This window comes from Sphingobacterium alimentarium (assembly GCF_004342685.1).
GTDB classification, from domain to species: Bacteria; Bacteroidota; Bacteroidia; order Sphingobacteriales; family Sphingobacteriaceae; genus Sphingobacterium; species Sphingobacterium alimentarium.
In genome coordinates this window covers 14,416-38,514 of sequence record NZ_SMBZ01000029.1, presented here as the reverse complement: position 1 = coordinate 38,514, position 24,099 = coordinate 14,416, and the positions used below count along the sequence as shown (strand labels likewise).

General features: G+C 39.6%; 20 protein-coding genes and 1 pseudogene. 13 read left to right on the top strand and 8 right to left on the bottom strand.

Annotated features, from left to right (window positions below):
* Nucleotides 1-66: 66 nt before the first annotated feature.
* Nucleotides 67-573, top strand: coding sequence for a cupin domain-containing protein (locus EDC17_RS11065; RefSeq protein ID WP_132778134.1), 507 nt, complete (start codon nt 67-69; stop codon nt 571-573).
* A gap of 63 nt (nt 574-636) precedes the next feature.
* On the opposite strand, the gene EDC17_RS11060 is transcribed toward EDC17_RS11065, so the two are convergent.
* A complete protein-coding gene (locus tag EDC17_RS11060) occupies nt 637-1,839 on the bottom strand; it encodes an exo-beta-N-acetylmuramidase NamZ family protein (protein ID WP_132778133.1) in 1,203 nt (400 codons plus the stop codon).
* A gap of 146 nt (nt 1,840-1,985) precedes the next feature.
* Between EDC17_RS11060 and EDC17_RS11055 the strand changes: the two genes are divergently transcribed.
* Both EDC17_RS11055 and purU read left to right on the top strand, forming a co-directional pair.
* Nucleotides 1,986-3,839, top strand: coding sequence for a DNA topoisomerase IV subunit B (locus EDC17_RS11055; RefSeq protein WP_132778132.1), 1,854 nt, complete (start codon nt 1,986-1,988; stop codon nt 3,837-3,839).
* Nucleotides 3,840-3,897: 58 nt separating this feature from the next.
* The gene (purU, locus tag EDC17_RS11050) at nt 3,898-4,743 is read left to right on the top strand and encodes a formyltetrahydrofolate deformylase (protein ID WP_132778131.1); all 846 of its coding nucleotides are present in this window, start codon (nt 3,898-3,900) and stop codon (nt 4,741-4,743) included.
* 160 nt (nt 4,744-4,903) lie between these two features.
* Here purU and EDC17_RS11045 read toward each other — a convergent pair whose 3' ends face one another.
* The 3 genes from EDC17_RS11045 to EDC17_RS11035 form a co-directional block, all read right to left on the bottom strand.
* Nucleotides 4,904-5,806 carry a class I SAM-dependent methyltransferase gene (locus tag EDC17_RS11045; protein WP_132778130.1) on the bottom strand — a complete coding sequence of 301 codons (903 nt, stop codon included), beginning with the start codon at nt 5,804-5,806 and terminating at the stop codon, nt 4,904-4,906.
* A gap of 62 nt (nt 5,807-5,868) precedes the next feature.
* Nucleotides 5,869-6,624, bottom strand: coding sequence for an ABC transporter ATP-binding protein (locus tag EDC17_RS11040; protein WP_132778129.1), 756 nt, complete (start codon nt 6,622-6,624; stop codon nt 5,869-5,871).
* A 9-nt stretch (nt 6,625-6,633) separates the two neighbouring features.
* Nucleotides 6,634-7,368: an MlaE family ABC transporter permease gene (locus tag EDC17_RS11035; protein WP_132778128.1), complete on the bottom strand. Its 735-nt coding sequence runs from the start codon at nt 7,366-7,368 to the stop codon at nt 6,634-6,636.
* Nucleotides 7,369-7,561: 193 nt separating this feature from the next.
* On the opposite strand from EDC17_RS11035, the gene EDC17_RS11030 reads away from it, so the two are divergent.
* The 3 genes from EDC17_RS11030 (at nt 7,562) to EDC17_RS11020 (ending at nt 12,034) form a co-directional block, all read left to right on the top strand.
* Entirely contained in the window at nt 7,562-8,458 is an 897-nt protein-coding gene (locus EDC17_RS11030) for a LiaI-LiaF-like domain-containing protein (RefSeq protein ID WP_132778127.1), read from the top strand.
* A 30-nt stretch (nt 8,459-8,488) separates the two neighbouring features.
* Nucleotides 8,489-10,489: a (E)-4-hydroxy-3-methylbut-2-enyl-diphosphate synthase gene (ispG, locus tag EDC17_RS11025; RefSeq protein WP_132778126.1), complete on the top strand. Its 2,001-nt coding sequence runs from the start codon at nt 8,489-8,491 to the stop codon at nt 10,487-10,489.
* Between the two features lie 96 nt (nt 10,490-10,585).
* Nucleotides 10,586-12,034: an alpha-L-fucosidase gene (locus EDC17_RS11020; RefSeq protein WP_132778125.1), complete on the top strand. Its 1,449-nt coding sequence runs from the start codon at nt 10,586-10,588 to the stop codon at nt 12,032-12,034.
* A 189-nt stretch (nt 12,035-12,223) separates the two neighbouring features.
* Here the strand turns inward: EDC17_RS11020 and EDC17_RS11015 are convergent, their stop codons facing one another.
* Nucleotides 12,224-13,468, bottom strand: a complete 1,245-nt coding sequence (locus EDC17_RS11015) for an MFS transporter (protein WP_132778124.1) — start codon at nt 13,466-13,468, stop codon at nt 12,224-12,226.
* Between the two features lie 95 nt (nt 13,469-13,563).
* Between EDC17_RS11015 and fsa the strand changes: the two genes are divergently transcribed.
* The 3 genes from fsa to rnr all read left to right on the top strand — a co-directional run bounded on the left by fsa (nt 13,564) and on the right by rnr (nt 17,410).
* On the top strand, nt 13,564-14,223 hold the full coding sequence (gene fsa, locus EDC17_RS11010) for a fructose-6-phosphate aldolase (protein ID WP_132778123.1): 660 nt from the start codon (nt 13,564-13,566) through the stop codon (nt 14,221-14,223).
* Between the two features lie 88 nt (nt 14,224-14,311).
* Complete coding sequence (locus EDC17_RS11005) at nt 14,312-14,779, top strand: Fur family transcriptional regulator (protein ID WP_132778122.1); 468 nt, start codon at nt 14,312-14,314, stop codon at nt 14,777-14,779.
* A gap of 501 nt (nt 14,780-15,280) precedes the next feature.
* A complete protein-coding gene (gene rnr / locus EDC17_RS11000) occupies nt 15,281-17,410 on the top strand; it encodes a ribonuclease R (RefSeq protein WP_132778121.1) in 2,130 nt (709 codons plus the stop codon).
* Between the two features lie 57 nt (nt 17,411-17,467).
* Here rnr and EDC17_RS10995 read toward each other — a convergent pair whose 3' ends face one another.
* Nucleotides 17,468-18,487 (bottom strand): MBL fold metallo-hydrolase, encoded by a 1,020-nt coding sequence (locus EDC17_RS10995; RefSeq protein ID WP_132778120.1) that lies wholly within the window; start codon nt 18,485-18,487, stop codon nt 17,468-17,470.
* Nucleotides 18,488-18,741: 254 nt separating this feature from the next.
* Between EDC17_RS10995 and EDC17_RS17625 the strand changes: the two are divergent.
* Nucleotides 18,742-18,837 (top strand): annotated as a pseudogene (locus EDC17_RS17625) (S1 RNA-binding domain-containing protein); the annotation flags it as partial.
* Nucleotides 18,838-18,906: 69 nt separating this feature from the next.
* On the opposite strand, the gene EDC17_RS10985 reads toward EDC17_RS17625, so the two are convergent.
* Nucleotides 18,907-19,758, bottom strand: a complete 852-nt coding sequence (locus tag EDC17_RS10985) for a metallophosphoesterase (protein ID WP_132778119.1) — start codon at nt 19,756-19,758, stop codon at nt 18,907-18,909.
* A 339-nt stretch (nt 19,759-20,097) separates the two neighbouring features.
* The gene (locus EDC17_RS10980; protein ID WP_132778118.1) at nt 20,098-21,087 is read right to left on the bottom strand and encodes a metallophosphoesterase family protein; all 990 of its coding nucleotides are present in this window, start codon (nt 21,085-21,087) and stop codon (nt 20,098-20,100) included.
* Between the two features lie 109 nt (nt 21,088-21,196).
* Between EDC17_RS10980 and EDC17_RS10975 the strand changes: the two genes are divergently transcribed.
* The 3 genes from EDC17_RS10975 (at nt 21,197) to rpsG (ending at nt 24,061) form a co-directional block, all read left to right on the top strand.
* Nucleotides 21,197-23,026, top strand: coding sequence for an acyltransferase family protein (locus tag EDC17_RS10975; RefSeq protein ID WP_132778117.1), 1,830 nt, complete (start codon nt 21,197-21,199; stop codon nt 23,024-23,026).
* Nucleotides 23,027-23,160: 134 nt separating this feature from the next.
* Nucleotides 23,161-23,574 carry a 30S ribosomal protein S12 gene (gene rpsL, locus EDC17_RS10970; protein WP_002993550.1) on the top strand — a complete coding sequence of 138 codons (414 nt, stop codon included), beginning with the start codon at nt 23,161-23,163 and terminating at the stop codon, nt 23,572-23,574.
* 19 nt (nt 23,575-23,593) lie between these two features.
* The gene (gene rpsG / locus EDC17_RS10965) at nt 23,594-24,061 is read left to right on the top strand and encodes a 30S ribosomal protein S7 (RefSeq protein WP_132778116.1); all 468 of its coding nucleotides are present in this window, start codon (nt 23,594-23,596) and stop codon (nt 24,059-24,061) included.
* The last annotated feature ends 38 nt before the right edge of the window (nt 24,062-24,099 follow it).

Here is a 24,099-nt window from a genome sequence, read left to right as displayed (position 1 = left end):
TTCAAAAATTTTATAGATATTAGATAAAGCGAAATATTTATTTAAACTAATAAATTATCATACACTATGGCATATGTTGATAAGAGTGAGTTATTCAGTCAAATTCAAGGGAAATTAGAGAGTTTGGGCTTCACTATTGAAAATATTGATCAAACGCGACCTTGGGGTGGTTTTTTCGTTATAGACGAAAGTCAAGCACAAAAGTTTGCGAATGAATTTTTCGATGGATTGGACACACAAGACCTTAAAATATCGGGTAAATTAAGTCCCAAGATTCTTGTCGTAGGACCTAACAAACGCTTATCATGGCAGTACCATCACCGCCGTGCGGAGATCTGGCGCGTGATACGTGGCGAAGTAGGTGTGGTGACGAGTCCGGACGATGATGAGCATGAATTAAAAATATTGAAAGAAGGTGATTTCATTCGTCTATCACAAGGAGAGCGCCATAGACTGGTAGGTTTGGCCGAATATGGTGTTGTGGCTGAGATTTGGCAGCACACAGATTCGAGCAACCCATCGGACGAAGACGATATCATTCGCGTGCAGGATGACTTCGGAAGATCACTATAAAACATTTGGAATATTAGACTAATTAAAAAGCCGAGAACACTAGCTGTTCTCGGCTTTTTGGTGCTATGGATAAAGCAAATACTTCGCTCTGGATTTTTTAAATTCCTCCAATCCCGGTTCCCACGTTTTGCGGATTTGTTCTTCCGTCCATCCTTCTGCAATCTGCTTCTTAAAATCCCCATAGCCAATGAGGTAATCAATGTTGCCGATTTGCTTGCTTAGGCTTCTGTCGAAAAATTTCTCTTTATTCGGATGGTTGTTATATAATTCGATCATCCAAGCCAGATTGATTTTCTTGCTATGCACCAATTTTTCCAAATCCACGTTTCTCAAATCCAGACCAAAACATTGTTGGTCTTTGAATAATGGATCCTCTGCCATCCCCGGTATACTGGTGGGAGTATAACTGAAGCTGTATTTATCTTTTAGCATTGGTCCACCTACTACGGTGAAAGGGAAATATGTGCCCCTGCCGTGATTGAGTGCCACCCCTTCAAATAAACAGGTACTAGGATATAACAAGATACTCTGTTCAGTATTTAAGTTTGGTGAGGGATGTATAGGCAGTTTGTATAGCATATTATGGTTGTAGCCTTCCATAGCGATGACTTCTACCTCACATTTGATTTTATTGGCCATCCAACCTTCTCCATTGATCATGAGTGCAAATTCACCCAAAGTCATACCGTGCACAATAGGTATAGGAAATTGTCCAATCCCCGACTTATGCTTCATGTCCAAAATAGGCCCATCGATAAAATAGGCATTTGGGTTCGGACGGTCTAGTATCATTACAGGTTTGTCATTTTCTGCTGCCGCCTCCATGACATCGCGCATAGTGTTCATAATCGTATAAAAACGACAACCTACATCCTGAATATCAAAAATAAGCAGGTCGACATCCTGCAAATCGGCTTTATTGGGCTTCTTTTTACTGCCATATAAGGACACTATTTTCAATCCAGTCTGTGCATCTACTTCATCTTTGACCTTGGTACCAGCACTTGCATTTCCTCGAAATCCGTGCTCAGGACCAAATACCTTGGTAATGTTTACGCCTAGCTTCTGTAGGCTATCCACTAAATGCGATTTTCCAATTATAGTGGTCTGATTGGCAACAATAGCTATCTTTTTGTCCTTTAATTTGGGCAAATAAGCCGAAAGTCTTTCTGCCCCCGTTTTGATTTTGTCATTATCATATTTGATCTGCGCAAAGGAGTTCATGACAAGCGCGACCATGAATATGCACACCAGGAAGTTTTTCATAAGTTGTTGTTTTATTGATTAATATATAAATATAACAACTTATTCGTTGTAACACGCTCTACAAGTTCGAAGATTTACCAAAAGTAGAATACTATCTTTATCAGTATTTTTTTTATATTTTTGCTTCACATTTTTTAAGACAAGCCATGACAGCATATAACGAAGACAGTATACGATCACTCGACTGGAAGGAACATATCAGACTACGTCCGGGTATGTACATCGGTAAATTGGGCGATGGTTCGGCCTATGACGATGGTATATATGTATTGCTTAAAGAAGTCGTTGACAATTCGATAGACGAATTTGTAATGGGGGCAGGAAAAACCATTGACATTACAGTCACCGAAAATAAAGTGTCGGTACGTGACTATGGTCGTGGTATTCCCATTGGATCAGTCGTTGATGTAGTATCGAAAATCAACACCGGTGGTAAATATGATAGCAAAGCTTTCCAAAAATCGGTCGGCCTGAATGGTGTAGGTACTAAAGCAGTCAATGCATTATCTACTAATTTTACCGTACAATCGTACCGCGATGGTAAGACACGTATTGCTACTTTTAGCAAGGGCGAATTGCAAACCGACGAACAGAAAGATACGACCCAGCGTAATGGTACTTCAGTAACATTCTATCCGGACGAGAATATTTTCAAACACTATAAATACCGCGTCGAATTCGTGGAAAACATGATTTGGAATTATGTATTCTTGAATTCGGGGCTTACGATTAATTTCAACGGTCAAAAATTCATCTCTGAAAATGGATTGAAAGACTTATTAGAGCGTAATGTTGATACCGAAGGTATGCGCTATCCTATCATTCACCTACGTGGTGAGGATATTGAGATCGCGATGACGCACGGTCAGCAATATGGCGAAGAATATTATTCGTTCGTAAATGGTCAACATACGACACAAGGCGGTACACATCAAGCTGCTTTTCGTGAAGCTGTGGTAAAGACCATTCGTGAATTCTACAAAAAAGATTTTGAAGCATCCGACGTACGGGCATCCATCATCGGTGCTATTGCCATCAAAGTGCAAGAACCCGTTTTCGAATCCCAAACAAAAACCAAACTGGGTTCGCAAAGTATAGGACCTGAAGGACCTACGGTACGTACATTCATCAATGACTTCGTCAAGAAAGCCTTAGACGATTACTTGCACAAAGATTCTGCTACAGCAGAAGCGTTATTGAAACGTATTATGCAGTCCGAGCGTGAGCGTAAAGATATTGCTGGAATAAAAAAATTAGCCAACGAACGTGCAAAAAAAGCTTCTTTGCACAATCGTAAACTTCGCGACTGTAAGTTACATTTTGGGGATAAACACGAACGCAACCAAGAGACTACCCTCTTTATTACGGAGGGAGATTCGGCATCAGGGTCTATTACAAAGTCACGTGACGTGCAGACGCAAGCGGTATTCAGCTTACGTGGTAAACCACTGAACTGCTACGGTCTAACCAAGAAAATTGTATACGAGAACGAAGAATTCAACCTGCTGCAGCACGCTTTGAATATCGAAGATGGCATGGAAGGTTTACGTTACAACAACATCGTGATTGCTACCGATGCCGATGTGGATGGTATGCACATCCGCTTGTTGATGATGACTTTCTTCCTCCAGTTTTTTCCTGACTTGGTAAAAGCAGGACACGTCTATATTCTGCAGACGCCGCTATTCCGTGTGCGTAACAAGAAAGAAACGATTTACTGCTATTCGGACCTCGAGCGTATCAATGCCATAAATAAATTGGGTGGAAAGCCAGAAATCACCCGATTCAAAGGTTTGGGGGAGATCTCTCCTTCCGAATTCGGGCAATTTATCGGCGAAGACATTAAGTTAGAGCCAGTAATGCTTCATAAAGACAACAAACTTCCTCAAATATTAGAATACTATATGGGCAAAAATACACCTGATCGTCAACGTCACATCGTGGATAATCTGCGTGTAGAAATTGACCTAGAAGAAGAGCTAGTAAAAGCAGCGATGTAAAAAAATACATTCAACCTCTATCCACCGTAGGGGCTGAACAATTACAACCTAACCCTCCATGACACAACAAACCTTAATTCTAATTCAATGTCAAGATGCCGTTGGATTGGTTTCGAATATCTCGAATGTATTGGCTAAGCATAAATTGAACATCATCACGATGCGCGAATATGTGGACCAAGAGAACAATAAGTTTTTTGTGCGTGTAGTATGTACCGGAAATGTCGAGGAGAGTAATGGTCTATATAGTCACCTCAAGGCTGTATTGCCCGAAAAAGCTACTATAGCCATCAATCCTTCCAAAACAAAACGCCTTGCCGTATTAGTGACCAAAGAACACCATTGTCTGGCCGATATATTAGTGCGTCACTATTTCGGCACGCTACAGGCTGATGTCTGTGCGGTGATAGGCAATTATGACAATCTCCGGGATTTTGCCGAGCGATTTGACATTCCTTACTTTCACATTAGTCACGAGGGGAAGACCAAGGAAGATTTTGAAGAACAGTTAGCTACGCAGTTAAAGGAGTTAAAACCCGATATCATTGTTCTAGCTAAATTTATGCGCATTCTTTCTCCTTCATTTGTTAGTAAATTCGAAAATAAAATCATCAATATCCACCACTCCTTTTTGCCTGCTTTTATCGGTGCCAATCCTTATAAGCAAGCCCATGATAGAGGAGTCAAAATAATTGGAGCTACCGCGCATTTTGTGACCAATGATTTGGATGAAGGACCTATTATTGTGCAGAATATCAAAAACATCGACCATAGCTACGATGTGCTGAAAATGAAAAGAGCAGGTCAAGAGGTCGAAAAAGCTGTATTGACACGTGCCTTGCAATTGATTGTAGAAGATCGCGTAATGCTCAATGGCAATAAAACTATTGTATTTAAAGCATAAAATTTATTCATATTGTCATTTCGACAAGAAGGAGAAATCAAATGATATTACTATCTCTAAATAGATTCCTCCTATCGTTGGAATGACATCCATACTTTGTTATAAATAGAAAAAGCTAATTCATTTAAGGATTAGCTTTTTAAATATAAATTCATGTTTTTTACTTCGCTAACTTCCTGAACTTACCAAACACACCTAAAGGCAATTTTGGTCCTGCTGTAGCTTGAAGATACAATTCTCCTATTTCAAGATTTTCCACTTGCGGAAAAGATGTTTTGATTAGATTTTCAACAATTACTGAAGAAAAACCTAAAGAATAGGTATTCAAGATCAAGAAATGCTCTTTTGGATCTAATAACTGAACCACATCCTGCATCATTTCCATGATATGATCCTCTAGTTTCCATTTCTCACCTTTTGGACCATGCCCATAAGCTGGCGGATCCAAGATGATACCATTGTATTTATTTCCACGTTTTAGCTCACGTTTCACAAATTTCAACGCATCTTCCACCATCCAACGCACATTGGACAATCCCGACAACTCTTGATTTTCATTAGCCCACGTTACCACTTGTTTGATTGAATCCACGTGTGTCGTGTCTGCACCTGCTGCACGAGCGATCATAGATGCTCCACCTGTATATGCAAAGAGATTCAGCACTTTTGGATTTGGAGTTTTGAAGGATTTAACTGATTCGGAGATATAATCCCAGTTCACCGCTTGCTCAGGGAAGATACCCACGTGCTTGAATGAAGTTAATCCCAAACGAAACTTAATAGCTACATCCTTATTTTTGTATTCAATATGCCAACGGTCGGCAGATTTCGGGTTTTTCTTCAGCCATTCGCCACTTGTTGCGGATCGGCCTTTGAATTTGATATGATAACGTTTATTCCATTCCGCATCACCCAAAGCTTTTGGCCAAACTGCCTGTGGCTCTGGTCGAATTAGGATAAAATCACCAAAACGTTCTAATTTTTCGAAATCACCACAGTCGATTAATTCATAATCTTTCCAATGTTGTGGTGTTAATAGTTGAATATGTGTTGAAGTAGACAATGTGCTATTCGTTTAATTTTTTGCAAAGGTACAGAAAATAGGCAAATTACTGACAGCCGAGCTTACTTAATTACATCACGCGCCGCTTTCATTAATGGACTCGCAAATACAAAGTCATTAAGTTCTTGCACATCCGAATGCAACATATCCTGATTTGAACCTTCCCAAAATTTTTGCCCTTTGTACAGAAACATAATATACTCCCCTATACCCATTACCGAATTCATGTCATGCGTCACGACCACCGTAGTACATTGATATTCTTGGGTTAATTCCTGAACAAGTTCATCGATCAAAATAGAAGTCGCTGGATCTAATCCCGAATTCGGCTCATCGCAGAACAGATATTTGGGGCTCATCGCAATAGCGCGCGCTATCCCTACCCTTTTTTTCATACCACCGGAAAGCTCCGACGGGAATAACTTATTTGTATTCAACAAATTAACACGTTCCAAACAAAAGTTAGCCCGATCGCGTTTTTCGGATTTGCTCATATCGGAAAACATATCCAATGTAAATATGATATTTTGCTCTACCGTCATGGAGTCAAATAGTGCCGAATTTTGAAACAGCATACCTATTTCTTTACGAATAGGCACCTTTTCTTCAAAATCCATCGTAGTAAACTCTTGTTTGTTGAAAAATACTTTTCCTTGTTCGGGTTTGTGCAATCCTACAATACATTTGAGCAAAGTACTTTTGCCCGAGCCGGAGCCTCCAATTATTAAAGAGACTTTACCGGGCTCAAAAATAGCATCGATACCTGTGAGCACTTTTTTGTCTCCGAAAGATTTATGTATATCTTGAATTTCAATCATTGTTTTTTACTATAACATCGAGGCCGTAATGATATAATCACAAGCTAAAATGGTAATACATCCGATTACCACCGCACGTGTACCCGCTTGCCCTACCTCCAAGGCACCCCCACGGACATGAAAACCTTTGTAGGCCGGTACAGAAGTAATGATAAATCCATACACAAAAGCTTTGACCATGGCTACAGCCACCGTGAATCCATTAAAATTACCTTGAATACCTTGCACATATTCATTGGTAGTAACAGCTCCCGTCAATACACCGCCAAAAAGACCACCGACCAGCGCACAAACAATAGCAATAATAACCAGCACCGGCACCATAATAACTCCTGCAATAAGTTTAGGAAGTATCAGATAGCCTGCCGCATTAATTCCCATGATTTCCAACGCGTCTATCTGCTCAGTCACGCGCATCGAACCAATCTGTGAGGAAATTGACGAACCAACTTTACCCATCAACACCAAAGCAGATATAGTAGGACCTAATTCCAAAATATTGGAGTCGCGGTTGATTTGTCCAATTACTGAGCGTGGGATAAAATCAGAATCTAATTGGAAAGCAATTTGCATGGTCATTACAGCACCAATAAAAGTAGAAATAATGAGAATTAGTCCAATGGACCCCACCCCGATCTCGCTCATTTCATGCATTATTTCTTTCCAGTATACGCGCCACTTCTCCGGTCGTTTGAATACTTTTTTCAGTAGGAGGATATACTCACCTAAATAATAGAATATCATATTTATACTATACGGTTTATGCTAAAATACATATTATATACTTATAACCTGCAAAATTTACTTTTGTTTATAATCCAAACATTTTAATGTTTTCACCGAAAACTTTCCTTTCTTTACCGAAAACTATTATCAAAGACCAAAGTAGCTTTATACATTCGTACCATAATAACAGAATGCATATATTTACAGTAATATGAAGAATAAAATCTCAACAGGCATATGGTTTATATTTTTTGGAAGTATAGTCTTACTAGATAACTTCAATATTATAGATTTCAATTTCTACGCAATAATGAAATATTGGCCGCTGATGATCGTATCGGTGGGCATCAGTCTAATCTTTCAGCATAAGAACTATGGCACAGCCGTCATCGTATTTGTCAATCTAGCGATCTGTATAGTATTGGCTGTGGTAGGCTATACTTCTAAAGATAATTTCAACTGGGTCAGCAAATCATCCAGTCAAAATGTGAATATAGATACATCAAATGCAGCAAGTTCAATACACGTTCCTTATTCCGAAGATTTTGACCAACCTGAGTTTGTATTCAACGTCGGGGCCGCTGCTGTAAAGGTAGATAGCGCTACTTCCCATATTCTTGAAGCCAAATCGGGCAGTAAAAACCTGAATTTCAATGTCCAAACAAGTAAAAATGATATTGAGCTAAATGCCATCATTGGTAATAAAAAAGCAAAAGATAACTCTGTGCACATTGCATTAAACACTCAACCCCTATGGGACCTGACCTTCAATGTGGGTGCTGCAAAGTTCGAAGCTGATCTTAGAAACCATAAAGTTTCGCGCATGGAAATGAATTCCGGCGCAGCGAATGTACATGTCACCTTGGGGCAGCCTACCTTAGAAGAAGTGAAATTAGAAATTAATACAGCTGCTTCCAATTGTAAGATATCCATACCAAAAGATGCTGCTTGTGCTATCGAAGTAACCACTATCCTATCCAACAATAAGCTACCAGGTTTTAGCAAAAAGAACGGGGTTTGGGCGACAAACAATTACGAAACAGCAACAAAGAAATATCTGATTGAGGTCAATGGTGCTGCGAATTCTCTAAAGATAGATAGATATTAAACCTATAAAATAGCTACATTTGTAATTGAAATGGAAGCACAACATAGTTTAATATTGCCAGGCAGTTATTGCAACTCCAAATTAACATATTCCCGATTCAAAACGAGAGAAGTCAAAATTGGTCATATACCGATGGGTGGACAAAATCCCATCCGTATTCAAAGTATGACTACAGTCGATACGATGGATACATTGGGCTCAGTCGAACAGACCATTCGGATGGTAGACGCAGGCTGTGAGTATGTACGCATTACCGCTCCAAGCATCAAAGAAGCTGAGAACCTTGCTCATATCAAAAAAGAACTTCGTGCTCGAGGCTATGAAGTGCCTTTGGTTGCCGACATCCATTTCACACCGAATGCTGCTGAAGTAGCCGCACGCATTGTCGAAAAAGTACGAGTGAATCCTGGAAATTATGCCGACAAAAAGAAATTTGATCAGATTGATTATACAGATTCAGCGTATCAAGCCGAGTTGGATCGTATCTATAAGAAATTCGCACCGCTCGTACATATTTGTAAAGAGCATGGCACAGCATTACGCATAGGAACCAATCATGGTTCACTTTCCGACCGCATCATGAGCCGGTATGGTGACACGCCAGAAGGTATGGTGGAGTCAGCAATGGAATTTATCCGTATCTGTGAAGACCTACGCTTCTACAACCTTTGTGTATCCATGAAATCATCCAATCCCATGGTCATGGTACAAGCATATCGTCTATTGGTAGAACGCATGATCGCCGAAAACATGAATTATCCTTTGCATCTGGGTGTGACGGAAGCTGGGGATGGCGAAGATGGGCGTATCAAATCCGCTGTAGGTATTGGCACCCTATTGGAAGATGGATTGGGTGATACTGTACGCGTTTCGCTGACAGAAGAACCCGAAAAGGAAGCTCCGGTAGCTATCGCCTTAGTCAATCGCTATAGCAAACGCAAAGCTGCTTTGGAATCTAGTCCACAAAAGGAGATAATCACATTAACAGAAGACACTCGGACTACAGCTTATGCCTCCCGAGAAGTCAATACCTTTGTCGGCGGATCACTTGTTCCACGTGTAATCATTGATATTTCATCCAAAAATCTAAGAGACCCTTTTATATTATCCGAAGTAGGTTACAAATATGATGCGATCAACGACAAGTATCATATGGGTGACCAATCGGTAGATTTCGTGTATTTAGCAGATCAACTGCCTTCATTTACGATGCCGGGCAATTTGAAACAACTCTATAATTATACGACTTGGTTACAAATCGAGAACAAATCGAATATACATCCCCTATATTCCTTAGCAGATTTCAACACGGCGAAGGTAAAAGATATGGCGTTAAATATTGTACGAATCTCGAATGATGATCTGAATAGCGTAGCATTCACCAATTTGCAACTTGATTCTACTGTAGTTTTCTTACTGGAAACAACACATACGCACGGAATGGCCGATCAACGTCAATTTTTCGTCAATTTACAAGCTATTGGAATAGATAACCCAGTAATCATTCGCCGCAGTTATAGGGTAGAAGATTTTTCGGGACCTGTAGGTGATTTTATGAATCCCGAAGAGCCAATTTCCAAAATTCAATTATATGCTGCTACCGATTTGGGGGCTTTGTTAATAGACGGATTGGGCTCAGGGATCTGGATTGACTCTCCAGCTACTCCTACCGACAAACTAGCTTCTATTTCTTTTGGCATATTGCAAGCTACACGCTCTCGTATTTCAAAAACCGAATATATTTCCTGCCCGAGCTGCGGCCGTACCTTGTTTGACCTACAAGAGACTACACAAATGATTCGCGCACGTACCAATCACCTCAAAGGTCTTAAAATCGGTATTATGGGATGTATTGTCAATGGTCCCGGCGAAATGGCGGATGCAGACTATGGCTATGTGGGCGCTGGTCCTGATAAAATCACTCTCTACCGTGGTCAAGAGGTGGTAAAACGCAATGTATCCTCCGCAAATGCTTTGGACGAACTGATTGGAATCATTAAGTCAGACGGTCTTTGGGTAGACGAAAATTAAAAAGATATACTTATAAGAGTGCAAAGCCTTTAGCGACAAGCTAAAGGCTTTGTTATTTTTTATTATCTTTAGGTTACTTCAACCAAAATAAACTTCATGAGAAAACTAATCGTACTGGCAGTATTTCTGTCATTTGCTGTAGCCCATGCCCAAAAATTCGAGGCCAACTGGGAATCTTTAAACCAGCGCGGCATACCTGCATGGTTCAATCAAGATAAATTTGGAATCTTTATTCATTGGGGAGTCTATGCTGTACCCGCCTATGCACCGATTATTCCTAATAATGGTTTAAGCTATTCGGAATGGTATTGGACAAGGATTGTGAGTAAACAAAAGGAATTCTGGGATTTTCATGTAAAGAATTATGGTGAAAACTTTACCTACGAGCAATTTGAGTCTCAATTTAAAGCAGAGTTGTACGATCCTCAGCATTGGGCGGATATTTTTAAAAAATCGGGTGCTAAATATGTCGTACTCACGTCCAAACACCATGAAGGCTATGCTTTATGGAACAGCTCCGAAGCGGACCGCACCTGGGGAAAACCCTGGAATGCAGTGACCGGCACGCCGCAGCGCGATTTGTTGGGTGATTTAACGACCGCTGTTCGCGATGCTGATCTCAAAATGGGATATTACTATTCCTTATACGAATGGTATAATCCGCTTTGGAAGACAGACAAACAAAAATATATCAATGACCACATGCTGCCGCAATTGAAAGATTTGGTGAATAAATACAAGCCTTCTATTATATTTTCGGATGGAGAGTGGGACTTGTCCGACACCACTTGGCGCAGTACAGAATTTCTGGCTTGGCTTTTTAATGAATCACCTGTAGCAAAAGACGTGGTCGTCAACGACCGTTGGGGTAAAAATACCCGCGAAAGAAACCATGGTGCCACATATACGACCTCCGAATATGGCAGCGGCAAGAGTGCAGACATCGTCTGGGAAGAAAGCCAGGGTATCGGGCATTCCTATGGCTACAACCGAAATGAACGTATTGACAACTACAAATCTTCACGCGAATTGCTACTCTTACTCATTGATATTGTAGCGCGTGGTGGTAATTTATTGTTGGATATCGGCCCAACGGGTGATGGTCGAATTCCAGTTATTATGCAAGAACGTCTCCTAGAAATGGGCGAATGGCTCCATATAAATGGAGAAGCCATCTACGGAACCCAAGCCTTAGCACAACCTTACCAATGGAGTTCTTCGAATATTCCGCAGAAAAATGACAAAAGCTATATGGCGGGTTATAGTGCCGCAACGCTGATTGAGCCGAAGCAAGATTTTGCACATGTTGAATTATTCTTTACCAAAAAAGAAAAGGACCTTTATTGCTTCTTACCAAAGTTTCAGCAGAAAGTGATTTTAAAAGATTATAAGGTGAAAGCGAATACGCGCGTGTCTGTCTTAGGATCTTCCAAAATATTAAAAGCTACAAACGTAGGCAACAATTGTGAAGTGGATTTATCTGGATTCAAGCCTGGCGAAATCCCCGGAGAACTCTTGGTGTTAAAGTTTCAGAATATGTTGTAAACATCTCGAAAAGCTGTCTAAAAAGTAAACTGATCTGTCTTCTACGAGGAACAAGGAGAAATCTAAAAGCATAAATAAGCAAACTTTATGATTTATAACGTTTAAGATTCATCTTGTTAGATTTCTCCCGTTGGTCGAAATGATGCTACTAGTTTTAATATACCTTTTTAGACAGTTTCTATTATCCTGCTACCTTTTCCAGCGGGAATAATCAATTTTGAATAGCTTACGTTGCAAATGCAGTCGCAGGTAGATATAAAAAGATATCGATATGATGACAGCTACACCACCCATGATGTATAATGCATTTTTAAGCCCTACGGCTTCGGCTATCGCACCCGTCAGTAGTGAGCCAATAGGAAATATACCTTGGAATGCCATGACGTAATAAGACATTATACGCGCCCTATAAGCGGACATGGAGTGCGTCTGAATATATGTGTTGATGCTGGAATTTTGCATCATCATGCCAAAGGATACAGCTACTGTAAAGAATATGGCAGAAGGTAGATAATGCGCATATGCCAATAGCAACAAGGAAATCCCCATCATCAAAGCAGAAAACATCACCCGATAGCGCAGATTTTCGCCGGATTTAAGGCTTGCCATTCGAATAGCACCAATCATGGCACCTAATCCTGCTGCAGATTCAAACCACGAAAAAGTTCTTTCGTCACCATTGAACAGATCTCGTGCTACTGCAGGTAGCAGGGACGTATACGGAATCACAAATAAACTGGAGAAAGCCATGATGATGATTAAGGAAGCGATATGCGGCGAACGTTTTAGATAATCAAAGCCATCTTTGAGCCCTTGCCACGTGGAACGTGCATTTAGCGTAGCAATTGGCCTCTCCACCACTTTCATCAACGACAACGTAGTCAGCACTGGGATAAAACTCAAAAAATTCATCAAAAAACAAACAAATTCTCCATATGTACTCAACAGAAGGCCTCCTATAGCTGGTCCTACCATCCGAGCAGCATTAAATACAGATGAATTTAAGGCTATCGCATTGGGCAAATCTTTGCGATTATCGATCAACGAAGACAATAAGGCCTGCCTGCCCAATACATCAAAAGCATTGATGACGCCTTGCACAAATCCCAATAAACAGAGCCAAACCACAGATTCCCAACCCAAATAGACCAGCAAAGCCAGCGCGCCTGCCTGAATCATCAGCAAAATTTGTGTCCACACGACCAGCTTATAGCGCGACCGCTTGTCTACAAAAGATCCAATGAAAGGAGACAACACCAACGAAGGCACCAAGGACACAAAGGATACAAAACCTAACCAAAAAACGGAGTTGGTGAGCTCATACACGAGCCAACTAATAGCTATACGCTGCATCCAAGTCCCTAGTAAGGATAAAGACTGTCCTATGGTATGCAATCTAAAGTTCCGATAGCGCAAGGACCGTAAAATTTCCATGCAGACAATATAACTTTTAATATGAATAAATAACTACCTTTGTAACAGCTAATATAATAGATAGTTTTATTTTAATAATAATCAACAAACTAAACATGAAGTTTTTTATAGACACAGCCAATTTGGCTCAAATTAAAGAAGCACAAGACTTAGGTGTATTAGACGGTGTCACTACAAATCCGAGCTTAATGGCCAAAGAAGGTATCTCTGGTGAAGAGAACGTTATCAACCACTACAAAGCTATTTGTGATATCGTGGATGGTGACGTTAGTGCTGAAGTAATTGCTACTGACTACGAAAACATGATCAAAGAAGGTGAAGCATTAGCAGCTTTGGATTCAAAAATCGTAGTTAAAATCCCTATGATCAAAGACGGTGTGAAAGCGATCAAATATTTTAGCCAAAAAGGTATCAAAACGAACTGTACATTAGTATTCTCTGCTGGTCAAGCTTTATTGGCTGCAAAAGCGGGCGCTACTTATGTATCACCTTTTGTAGGTCGCTTGGATGATATATCTGTGGATGGTCTTGGTCTGATCGAAGAGATTCGTTTGATCTATGACAACTACGGTTTCAAAACAGAAATTCTAGCAGCATCTGTACGTCACAGTGCACACTTATTGGGATGTGCTAAGATTGGTGCTGATGTGATGACAGGACCTTTATCCGTAATTACAGCATTATTAAAACACCCATTAACTGATAGCGGATTGGCTCAATTTTTAGCAGATCACGCCAAAGCTTCTGGTAAATAATCTAACACAGCATACGCTGCTTGAGAGCCTCTCCCGCACCTGCTGGAGAGGCTTTATTTTACCAGCAATAATTCGTAAATTTACAGTTATGAAAACACCGCAACACGAGGATCATCAGCATACACATACCACAGATTTCAATCAGCTACTAAAGGCTAATGGGCTCAAGGTAACTAAACCTCGTCTACGTGTTCTTCAGGTGATAGCTGACAAAAAGACAGCAATCAATCAACCCGAATTGGAGAAAGTTTTCGGATCAGAAATAGACCGTGTGACCTTATACAGGATACTTGCTTCGTTTGAGGAGAAAGGAATTTTGCATAAGGTGCTCGACTTGCACGGCACAGCTACTTACGCCATCTGTTCGACCAAATGCTCGGCGGACCACCACCATGATCAGCATGTACACTTCATCTGTTCGGTATGCAATAGTGTATTTTGTCTGGATGAAGTTGCAATCCCCAAATTCAATCTTCCCAACAATTTCTCTTTACATTCCATTGCCATCAATGCAGTAGGTATCTGCGACTCTTGTAATGCTGAAATAGCAATTTAAGTACATTTCATCCCATCATTTCTACATGCTCCATTGAAATCATTTTCGTTGGACTATCCTTTCTTTTTGCTCGATTTTCAGACTCATTTTATTAAAAAATACATCGTTGTATTTTAGCAAAAAAATATTATAACATTCTATTTCACAGAATTATACATAAGCTAAAACAATTACTTAATTTATATAAAAATCATCATGTTTTTACCTACCCAAACCACATTAAACAAAAAGCTGCCTCAATACGCTATAAACAGACTATATGTTTAGCATTTATAGTAAATAATATATTAATATTGAGATAGTTAATTATGCTAAAATAAAATTTTAATACACAAAAATATTTTACTCCCTTTCATTAGCGGATTAAGCCACAAAAACACACGAAGTCTGGCAGCATTGTTGTATATTAGTGTGTGGTTTATGAAGGATGATAATAGATGAGTTTATGCTTCTACCCTACCTTCGTTACAACTTCAAATAATAAATAAAAGACGACTCCATATGAAGAGCAAAAAAGAGAATCCGTATAAAGATGTATTGACCCAACTGATAGTTGATGTGTTTGAAAAGAACGACAATCAATTAATGAACTACAAACAAGTAGCAGCCAAACTCAACATTACTGATTCAGATTCTAAAGCTACTATCGCTGATATATTAAGTGACTCCTCGAAACAAGGTCACTTCCAACAACCCGAAATAGGAAAATTCAAACTGCGCCAACTGAAAGTCTACGTCACCGGAACTGTCGATATGACAGCCGACGGATCAGCCTATATTGTGCCGGAAGATGAGCTAGAGAACGACGTGTTTGTCGCACCTCGAAAACTCCGCCAAGCACTCCATGGCGACACGGTAAAAGTGCACGTGTACGAACGTAAAAAAGGCAAAAAGAGAGAAGGTGAAATCATCGAGATTTTACAACGTGCGAAGACAGATTTTACAGGTACCATTGACGTCTCCCAGAGCTATGCTTTCTTCTTAGCGGATGACAGAAAAATGCTCAACGATATTTTCATTCCGCTCGACAATCTAAATGGAGCAAAGAACGGTGAGAAGGTCGTTGTCTCCATCATCGAATGGCCGAAGAATGCGAAGAATCCAATCGGAAAAGTTAAAACTGTTCTTGGTAAAAAAGGAGAAAATAACACCGAGATGAATGCAATTCTTGCGGACTTTGGATTTCCGCTGGAATTCCCAAAAGCTGTAGAAAAAGCTGCCGAAGAAATATCCGAGGAAATTACGCCAGAGGAAATTGCCAAACGTCGAGATTTCAGAAATATTCTGACATTTACGATTGACCCCTTTGACGCGAAAGATTTTGATGATGCCATATCATTTCAAACACTGGAAAATGGTAATTATGAAATAGGTGTTCACATTGCGGATGTATCACACTATGTGACTCCAGAATCTACATTGGATAAGGAAGCATTTCAACGTGGTACTTCCGTATATCTGGTAGATCGCGTAATTCCTATGCTACCTGAGAGACTTTCCAATAATTTGTGCTCGTTGAGACCAAATGAAGATAAGCTCACTTTTTCAGCTGTATTCGAAATGGACGATAAAGCCAATGTAATCACCGAATGGTTTGGTCGTACGGTTATTCACTCGGATCGCCGCTTTAGTTATGAAGAGGCCCAAGAAATCATTGAGAACAAATCTGGCGATCACGCGGAAGAGATTTTAAAACTCAATGAACTGGCTTACATCCTCCGCGAGCGAAAATTTAAAAATGGCGCGATAAGTTTTGAAAGTGAAGAGGTGAAATTCCATCTCGACGAAAATGGTAAACCACTCGGGGTATATACCAAAGTACGTAAAGATGCGCACAAGCTTATCGAAGACTTTATGCTATTAGCGAACCGTAAAGTAGCTGAATACATCGGCAAACAAGGCAAAGGAAAGAACAAGCTTGGATTTATATACCGTTTTCACGATGTGCCCAATATAGACACATTAAATACTTTCTCGAATTTCGCGGCACGTTTTGGCCATAAGCTAAATACCCGCACAGACAAAGAAGCTGCAAAATCTTTAAACACCTTGATGACAAAGATTGAAGGTAGCAGAGAGCAGAATTTGTTGACATCATTAGCAATTCGCTCGATGGCGAAGGCCATATACACCACCAAAGGCACATCGCATTATGGATTGGCATTTGACTACTACACGCACTTCACCTCCCCTATCCGACGCTATCCGGATGTTATGGTACACCGATTGCTGCAACATTATTTGGACGGAGGCACAAAAGTGAATACTGAACATTATGAAAAACTGGCAGAGCATTCCTCACAAATGGAGAAAAAAGCTGCAGAAGCTGAACGTGCTTCTATCAAATACAAGCAAGCTGAATTCTTACAGGATCAAGTAGGCGTAGAATATACAGGAATCGTATCTGGCGTGACGGAATGGGGAATGTATGTAGAAATACAAGAGAATAAGTGCGAAGGTATGGTACGTTTACGTGATATCACGGATGACTTCTATACCTTGGACGAAAAGAATTACGCCATCATCGGGCAGCGCAAAAAGAAAGTTTACCAACTAGGCGACGAAGTTCAAATCAAAGTGAAGAAAGTAGATCTGGAAAAAAGACAAATCGATTTTACATTAATATCATAATACATAAAAGAGCGCTTTTAAGCGCTCTTTATGTATATATGGAAGCATAAAGCTATTCTACTGCAATTTTCCATTTTTCCATAAGAGCTTCTCTCCCCAAAAAGGGATAATGGTATTTTCGCATTTGACATGAGGCAGGTGTTTTAAAGTTTGAGTAATGGAGGCCTGCCCTTTTGGATAAGGTTTATGCGCCAACTCTAATAAATGAGATAAAATAGCATATTTTGTCTGCACTTGTCCTTCACCATTTCCGAGAATATTATTTTCTCTTGCTGCACCCCAACGTAAGACTACCATATTCACCGGCCCTTGCACATTTTTGAAATGCGCTGGGTTAAATCCTGAATCCCCACAATGCAACAACGAAAAATTCCCCGCATCTTTTCCACATTCAATACGTAAGAGCATAACGAAATCTGGCAAGGCAGGATCAAGAAGATGGTCAGAAATATCAGTACGAATCGTAAAATTTCCAATTGTATAAGAAGTTGCAGTCTTCGACATATACAACGGACTTTCTTGATTGAAATTAGATACCACTGGTTTTCCTTTGCGTTGCATCGCTTGGATTAACTTTTTATTGGCATGATCACCGTGATTATGTGTTATACAGAGAAAATCAAGATAGGGCTCCAAATCTTCTGCTAAGCGATGATGTACATCTATACCAAAACAGCCCGAAGAAGTTTTTACCACAAACCCCATATTATAAAGCATCCATACCGCGACAGTTCCTTTTTTGACTTTGGTAGTTTTCACTTCATGAAGTACTTTATCAAAGGCGGCACGGAAAGCATAATAAATCGGAACTGTGCGCTCTAGCTCCTCTGCTTCCTCCCCACTTTTACTCATATAATCTTTGAAAGCTTGATCTGAATAAGGATCAGAGTACGTTTCAATACTTTTTAAAAGCGACAATCTTTCTTCATCTAAATCGAATGGTGAGGTTTTATTCAACCGCTGCACTAGGGTTACTCCTTCTGAAACAGGTGCTTTTTTTTCACCCTTTATGTCTTTTTGAGCGAATGTAGAAATAAAGGTCCCTATCATAAATAGGGTTAATATTAATCTTTTCATAAATAAATTTTAGGAATATATCAGCATTTTCTTTATTTGAAAAATTAAATTTTAATTTATACTATAAGTAAAAAAACAGTTTCCATATACAAGATCTATTTGGTTTTCAATGTTTGCTATATCTCAAATATATACGATTCAAACTACACAACCTTAGTTAAAAAAGAAAAAATATCCAAAGTCATACTAGGTTAAACCAGAAAATTCCCATTATTTTGATTTGCAAGCGAAAGACTGTGCTATAATTTGAATTCGAAAAAAAAGTTTACCAACTGGGCGACGAAGTCCAAATCAAAGTAAAGAAAGTAGATCTGGAAAAAAGACGAATCGATTTCACCTTAATATCATAAACAAAAAATCCCGAAGGTTCAATTCGGGATTTATGTTTTTACTAGGTACGACCAGGATGATGTATTGCTTTATTCACACAACAAATTTTTTATCTTTTTATCATTAATCTTATACCATTTACCATGCTCATACAAGGCAGCTTCATGCTGTCCTTTATGATGATTGACATGTACACCCAATACCCTATTACCCAATCGAAAACTTATATTTTCTGGCATAATAGTATGTCCTACTACGATGCTGTTGACCCCGTAAAATTGCAAGGTTTGATTTAATTCTTCCTCACTAACAAAAGGTTCCTTGAAATAGCCTCTATACCAAAAAGGAGAAGTTTTGCTATTAAACAACACCTCCAAAGTATCCTGAAGACCTTTCGTCTCTTGCGATCGGTCGTAATACCCTCTACTTAACTCATTTATATCCTGCACAGACAACTTTAATGCATTAACTTGAGGAGAAATACTCGCATGCACAATCAACAAATCATCCAACTTTTCGACCAGATTTTTACTTCTTAGCCATCTACCCAACTCTGTACTCTTGCTGAATAAGTCTTCATACGCATATCCCATTGCCTCCGCAGCAATATGAAAGCTGCTATTTACATATTTGAAATTTCCACTGAGATTCATAATATCATGATTACCCAAGACAATATGCACCTTCCCTCCCTTGTCCACGGCTTTCTGTTCTAATAAATACAAGAGCCATAAAAGCTCTGGAACTTTCTTTCCTCTATCAAATAGATCACCACAATAAATCAACTTTCCATCCCCAAAAATCCAATTGTACTGTTTGTCTATGACTTCAGCAGCAATCAACAAACTTCTTAAGGCCTCAAATTCGCCTTCGATATCGGATACAAAAAGCATCTTATCAGCACGTTTGGAAACGGATGGTAGGATAGTTATTGACTGCATTAAGGGAACTGAAAAATTCCAGTCTGGATGATCATCAAATTTGACTTCGACATTTTCAAGTGCTTTATGGTGCAAAACGCGCTTGTGCACTTCCTAATCATTGATGGAAACAACCGAGACGCTATCGCCATGGTATAACACATAGGGACCTGTATTTAATTGAGCCCAAGCTGGCAAAGAGAAAAAAACAGCAACTAGACTAAAAAGCAATCTGAAACCCTTAGTTCAAAAATTTTGTTAAAATGACGATTAAAAACTTCATACCGAAGCATGAAGCTCTGGCATGTCAGGTGTAGGATAAAAAATCCTAAAATATTAAAGCACATGTGTACGACTAGCTTACTTTGAAGACCATTTATAGACACTGCCATTAAATCCATTGACGGAGTAGGGCAAAGATTCTAAAAGTATATGCCGATGATTCGCCGGTTCAAAACCGGTAATTTTAATTTTTTTGATGCCTTTACGTTTTGGGATTTCCACAATCGCGTACGCCTTTTTTGCAGCAGCTGAATGACCTAAAATCGGCCGAGGCCCTCCGCCTAGACATCCTGCATGCAATAAGGTCAACTTTTCCTTCGTCGCCGGATAATAAGCATGCTGATGACCCGAAATATACATATCCACGTTATTTCTTTTCAAGAATTCGAATGTTTCATCCGCTTCGCTCAACACCTCGCCCTTTTTATTTTTTGCCGCCACTATAGCATACAGCGGCAAATGCCCAAGCACGATGCGCGCGCGGGCTTTCGAGGCTATTGGTAACGCCAATTGTTTTTCCATCCATACTTTTACTGCGGCAGGAATTTCAGCCGATGACGCATCCCAGCTGATGAAAAATACATTATTCTTAATATAAGAGAAGTAATAAGGAAAGTGCGTATCATCCACATAAGTCAAATTTGCTTTGTACTTATTGGCGGACCAGAACTTATATGAAGCCGCTCTATCCAACTGATAGCTTGGAGAGGCATCATGATTTCCCATCGTAAAACCAAATGGAATACCCAACTGGTGAATAGGATCCAGCACATCCCGATCAAAAGCCATCCACATCGAATCCAAACGTGAGGCCGTCAAAGAAGCTTTTTGCCCCGCTACCATATCACCACCGCACAGGATCAGGTCGGGGTTAATTTCTTTGGCGCGCTTCACAACCTCATGCACATCCTTACTGTAAGAAACCGAACCATAACTATCATTCAAATCCGATATCAACAGGATTTTTAGGTTTTCATTTTTTGATTCTTTAAGCAAGGTCTGCCCATGAGCACCCATTGATAGAATAGCAAATAGGAATGTGAGGACTAAGTATGTGGATTGATTCATAGTTCAAAAATAAACAAAGCCGACTGAAACCCATGAAAAATAAAGCGAAAGCGTAACACAACTTATTTCATTATGAAGGATATTTTACTGAGTTTTGTACGATTAATAGATGAATTTCAGATACGACATTGGTGTTCTACGCGCTATAGCAGTTATTGCTGTAGTGCTCTTTCATTTCCAAGTACCCTTTTTTCAAGGTGGATTTGTCGGTGTGGACATATTCTTTGTTATATCAGGATTCTTGATGACAAGCATCATATTAAAAGGATTCCAACAGCAAAATTTTAACTTCTGGGCCTTTTACAGCAAAAGAGCACAACGGATCGTCCCTGCTTTGGCTGTTTTATTAAGTATTACTGTACTTCTAGGGTTTCTCACGGTATTACCAAAAGATATAGACAACATCAAATCCTACACGCTCAGCAGTCTATTTTTTGTGTCGAATATCTCCTATTACCTCAGTAGCGGATATTTTGAAAACGATTCCCAGTCCAACTTTCTGCTACACACCTGGTCACTTTCTGTCGAATGGCAATTTTATTTGATTTATCCTATCCTTCTATACCCATTTCGCCTATATTTAAATAAGAATAATGGACAAGCTGTTGCATTACTTAGCCTGCTTACCCTAGTTTCTTTCTTAGGAATGGCGTATTACAATGATAAAGACAACAATTTTGCATTTTTCATGTTTCCAACGAGAGCATGGGAGATGCTGGCGGGTGGCGTCGTATTTTTACTTCAACGCGCCATTACTCCTCGCCCCTTGACCAAAGCTATCGTCTGTACACTGAGCTATCTCACCTTATTGTATTGCATTATTCGCTTTGATGAGCGTGACATCACCTGGCCATCCTATTACACTATCATTCCAGTCATCGCGACAGCCTTAATCATTCTCTTCCATTGGGAATGGAAACTTTTTAAAACGCCGGCTCTTCAGTTCGTTGGGAAGATTTCCTATTCTTGGTATCTATGGCACTGGCCATTATTTGTGCTCAGCTATTACTTTGCGTATGAAAGCCCCTACAAAATTGTACTTTTAATGTTTGCTTCGCTTTTAATGGCTGCCTTATCGTATTATTTGATTGAAAAGAACAATAGATTAGCTTCATCCAAAGCTGTGGCGTTGGGTGCTAGCCTCTGCATCATGCTGTGCTTAGGGATTGGATATGCCAGCAGCTATGACCAAGAATCCGAAATCTATTACCTGTCCCATTACAACGAAAACTACCGGAAAGAATTTCTCCATAAGCAATTCCGAACAGGAACCTGTCATATCGATATACAGAACAACTTCGGGCAATTCGACAAAAAAGGCTGCTTATTTTTGCATCCCAGCAAAGAGAATGTACTGTTGATTGGTGACAGTCATGCAGGCGCGTTAGCCTATTCTTTTAAGAATAAACTGGAGGCACAAGGCAAGAACTTTTTGCAAGCGACCGTGTCGACTACCTATCCACTGCTGGACACCAAAGGTCCCAAAAATTCAATCAAGGTCATTGATTATATCTACAAAGACTTTATCCCAAAAAATGCAAAAAAGATAGATAAAGTGTATATAACAGCACATTGGGGATCGGGACAATACAATTATCCGACGTTAAAAAAGAAGTTACAACAATTGATTGCTTATCTCCAAAAACAGGGCATAGCATACAGCATTATAGGCCAAACACCAGCTTATACAATGACCTATGGGGACATATTGGCGCTGGAGAAAAAACTAAATACGGGTCTCGAGCATAAATACATCCTCAAACAGGCTAAAGATTATAACACCGCTTTGGCAAATGATTTCAAAGGCAATGATTATCTAGATCTGCGTACGCTTCAATTTATTAAATACCAGAATAAGCAATGCTATATGTATGATGACGATCATTTAAGTATTTTTGGGGCCAATCAACTAGTGGAATTTGTGCTCAATTCAAAATGAGTGCTACCCTAGAAATCGGGCATGATTAAAAGACCAAACTTTTTCTACACAATGCTTTACAGTTCAAATTATTCTTACTATCTTTGCGGACTTAAAAAGATTTTTTAAACAAAATTTTAAACAAAAACAGGTAAATGCCTACTATTCAACAATTAGTTAGAAAAGGTAGAGTAGCTCTGGTTGATAAGAGTAAGTCACCAGCGTTGGACTCATGTCCACAGCGAAGAGGTGTATGTACACGTGTATATACTACTACCCCTAAAAAACCAAACTCAGCAATGCGTAAAGTAGCTCGTGTACGTTTAACAAACGGTAAAGAGGTTAACGCTTACATCCCTGGAGAAGGTCACAACTTACAAGAGCACTCGATCGTATTGATCCGTGGTGGTCGTGTGAAAGATTTACCAGGTGTACGTTACCACATCATCCGTGGTGCATTAGATACTTCAGGTGTAGCAGGTCGTAACCAACGTCGTTCGAAATACGGAACTAAGCGTCCTAAACCAGGACAAGCAGCTGCAGCTCCAGCAAAAGGTAAAAAGAAATAATTAAACGGAGGAAAGAGAAATGAGAAAATCAAAACCGAAAAAGAGAATCATTTTACCTGATCCAAAGTTTAATGACGTTCAGGTAACACGTTTTGTAAACAATATGATGTTTGATGGTAAAAAATCCATCGCATACTCTATTTTTTACGATGCAGTAGAATTAGTAGAATCTAAAACACAAGAAAACGGTTTAGAGACTTGGAAAAAAGCTTTAAACAACGTTATGCCTGCTGTTGAAGTTAAATCTCGCCGTGTAGGTGGTGCTAACTTCCAAGTTCCTATGGAAGTTCGTCCAGAGCGTAAAATCGCTTTAGGTATGAAATGGTTAATTTCTTACGCTCGTAAACGTGGTGAAAAAACTATGTTCGAAAAATTAGCAGGAGAAATTATTTCAGCTTCTAAAGGTGAAGGTGCTGCTGTGAAGAAGAAAGAAGATACGCACAAAATGGCGGAAGCTAACAAAGCGTTCTCACACTTCAGATTCTAATTTTGAAAGCAACAGAACAAATATGATTACACCGACCC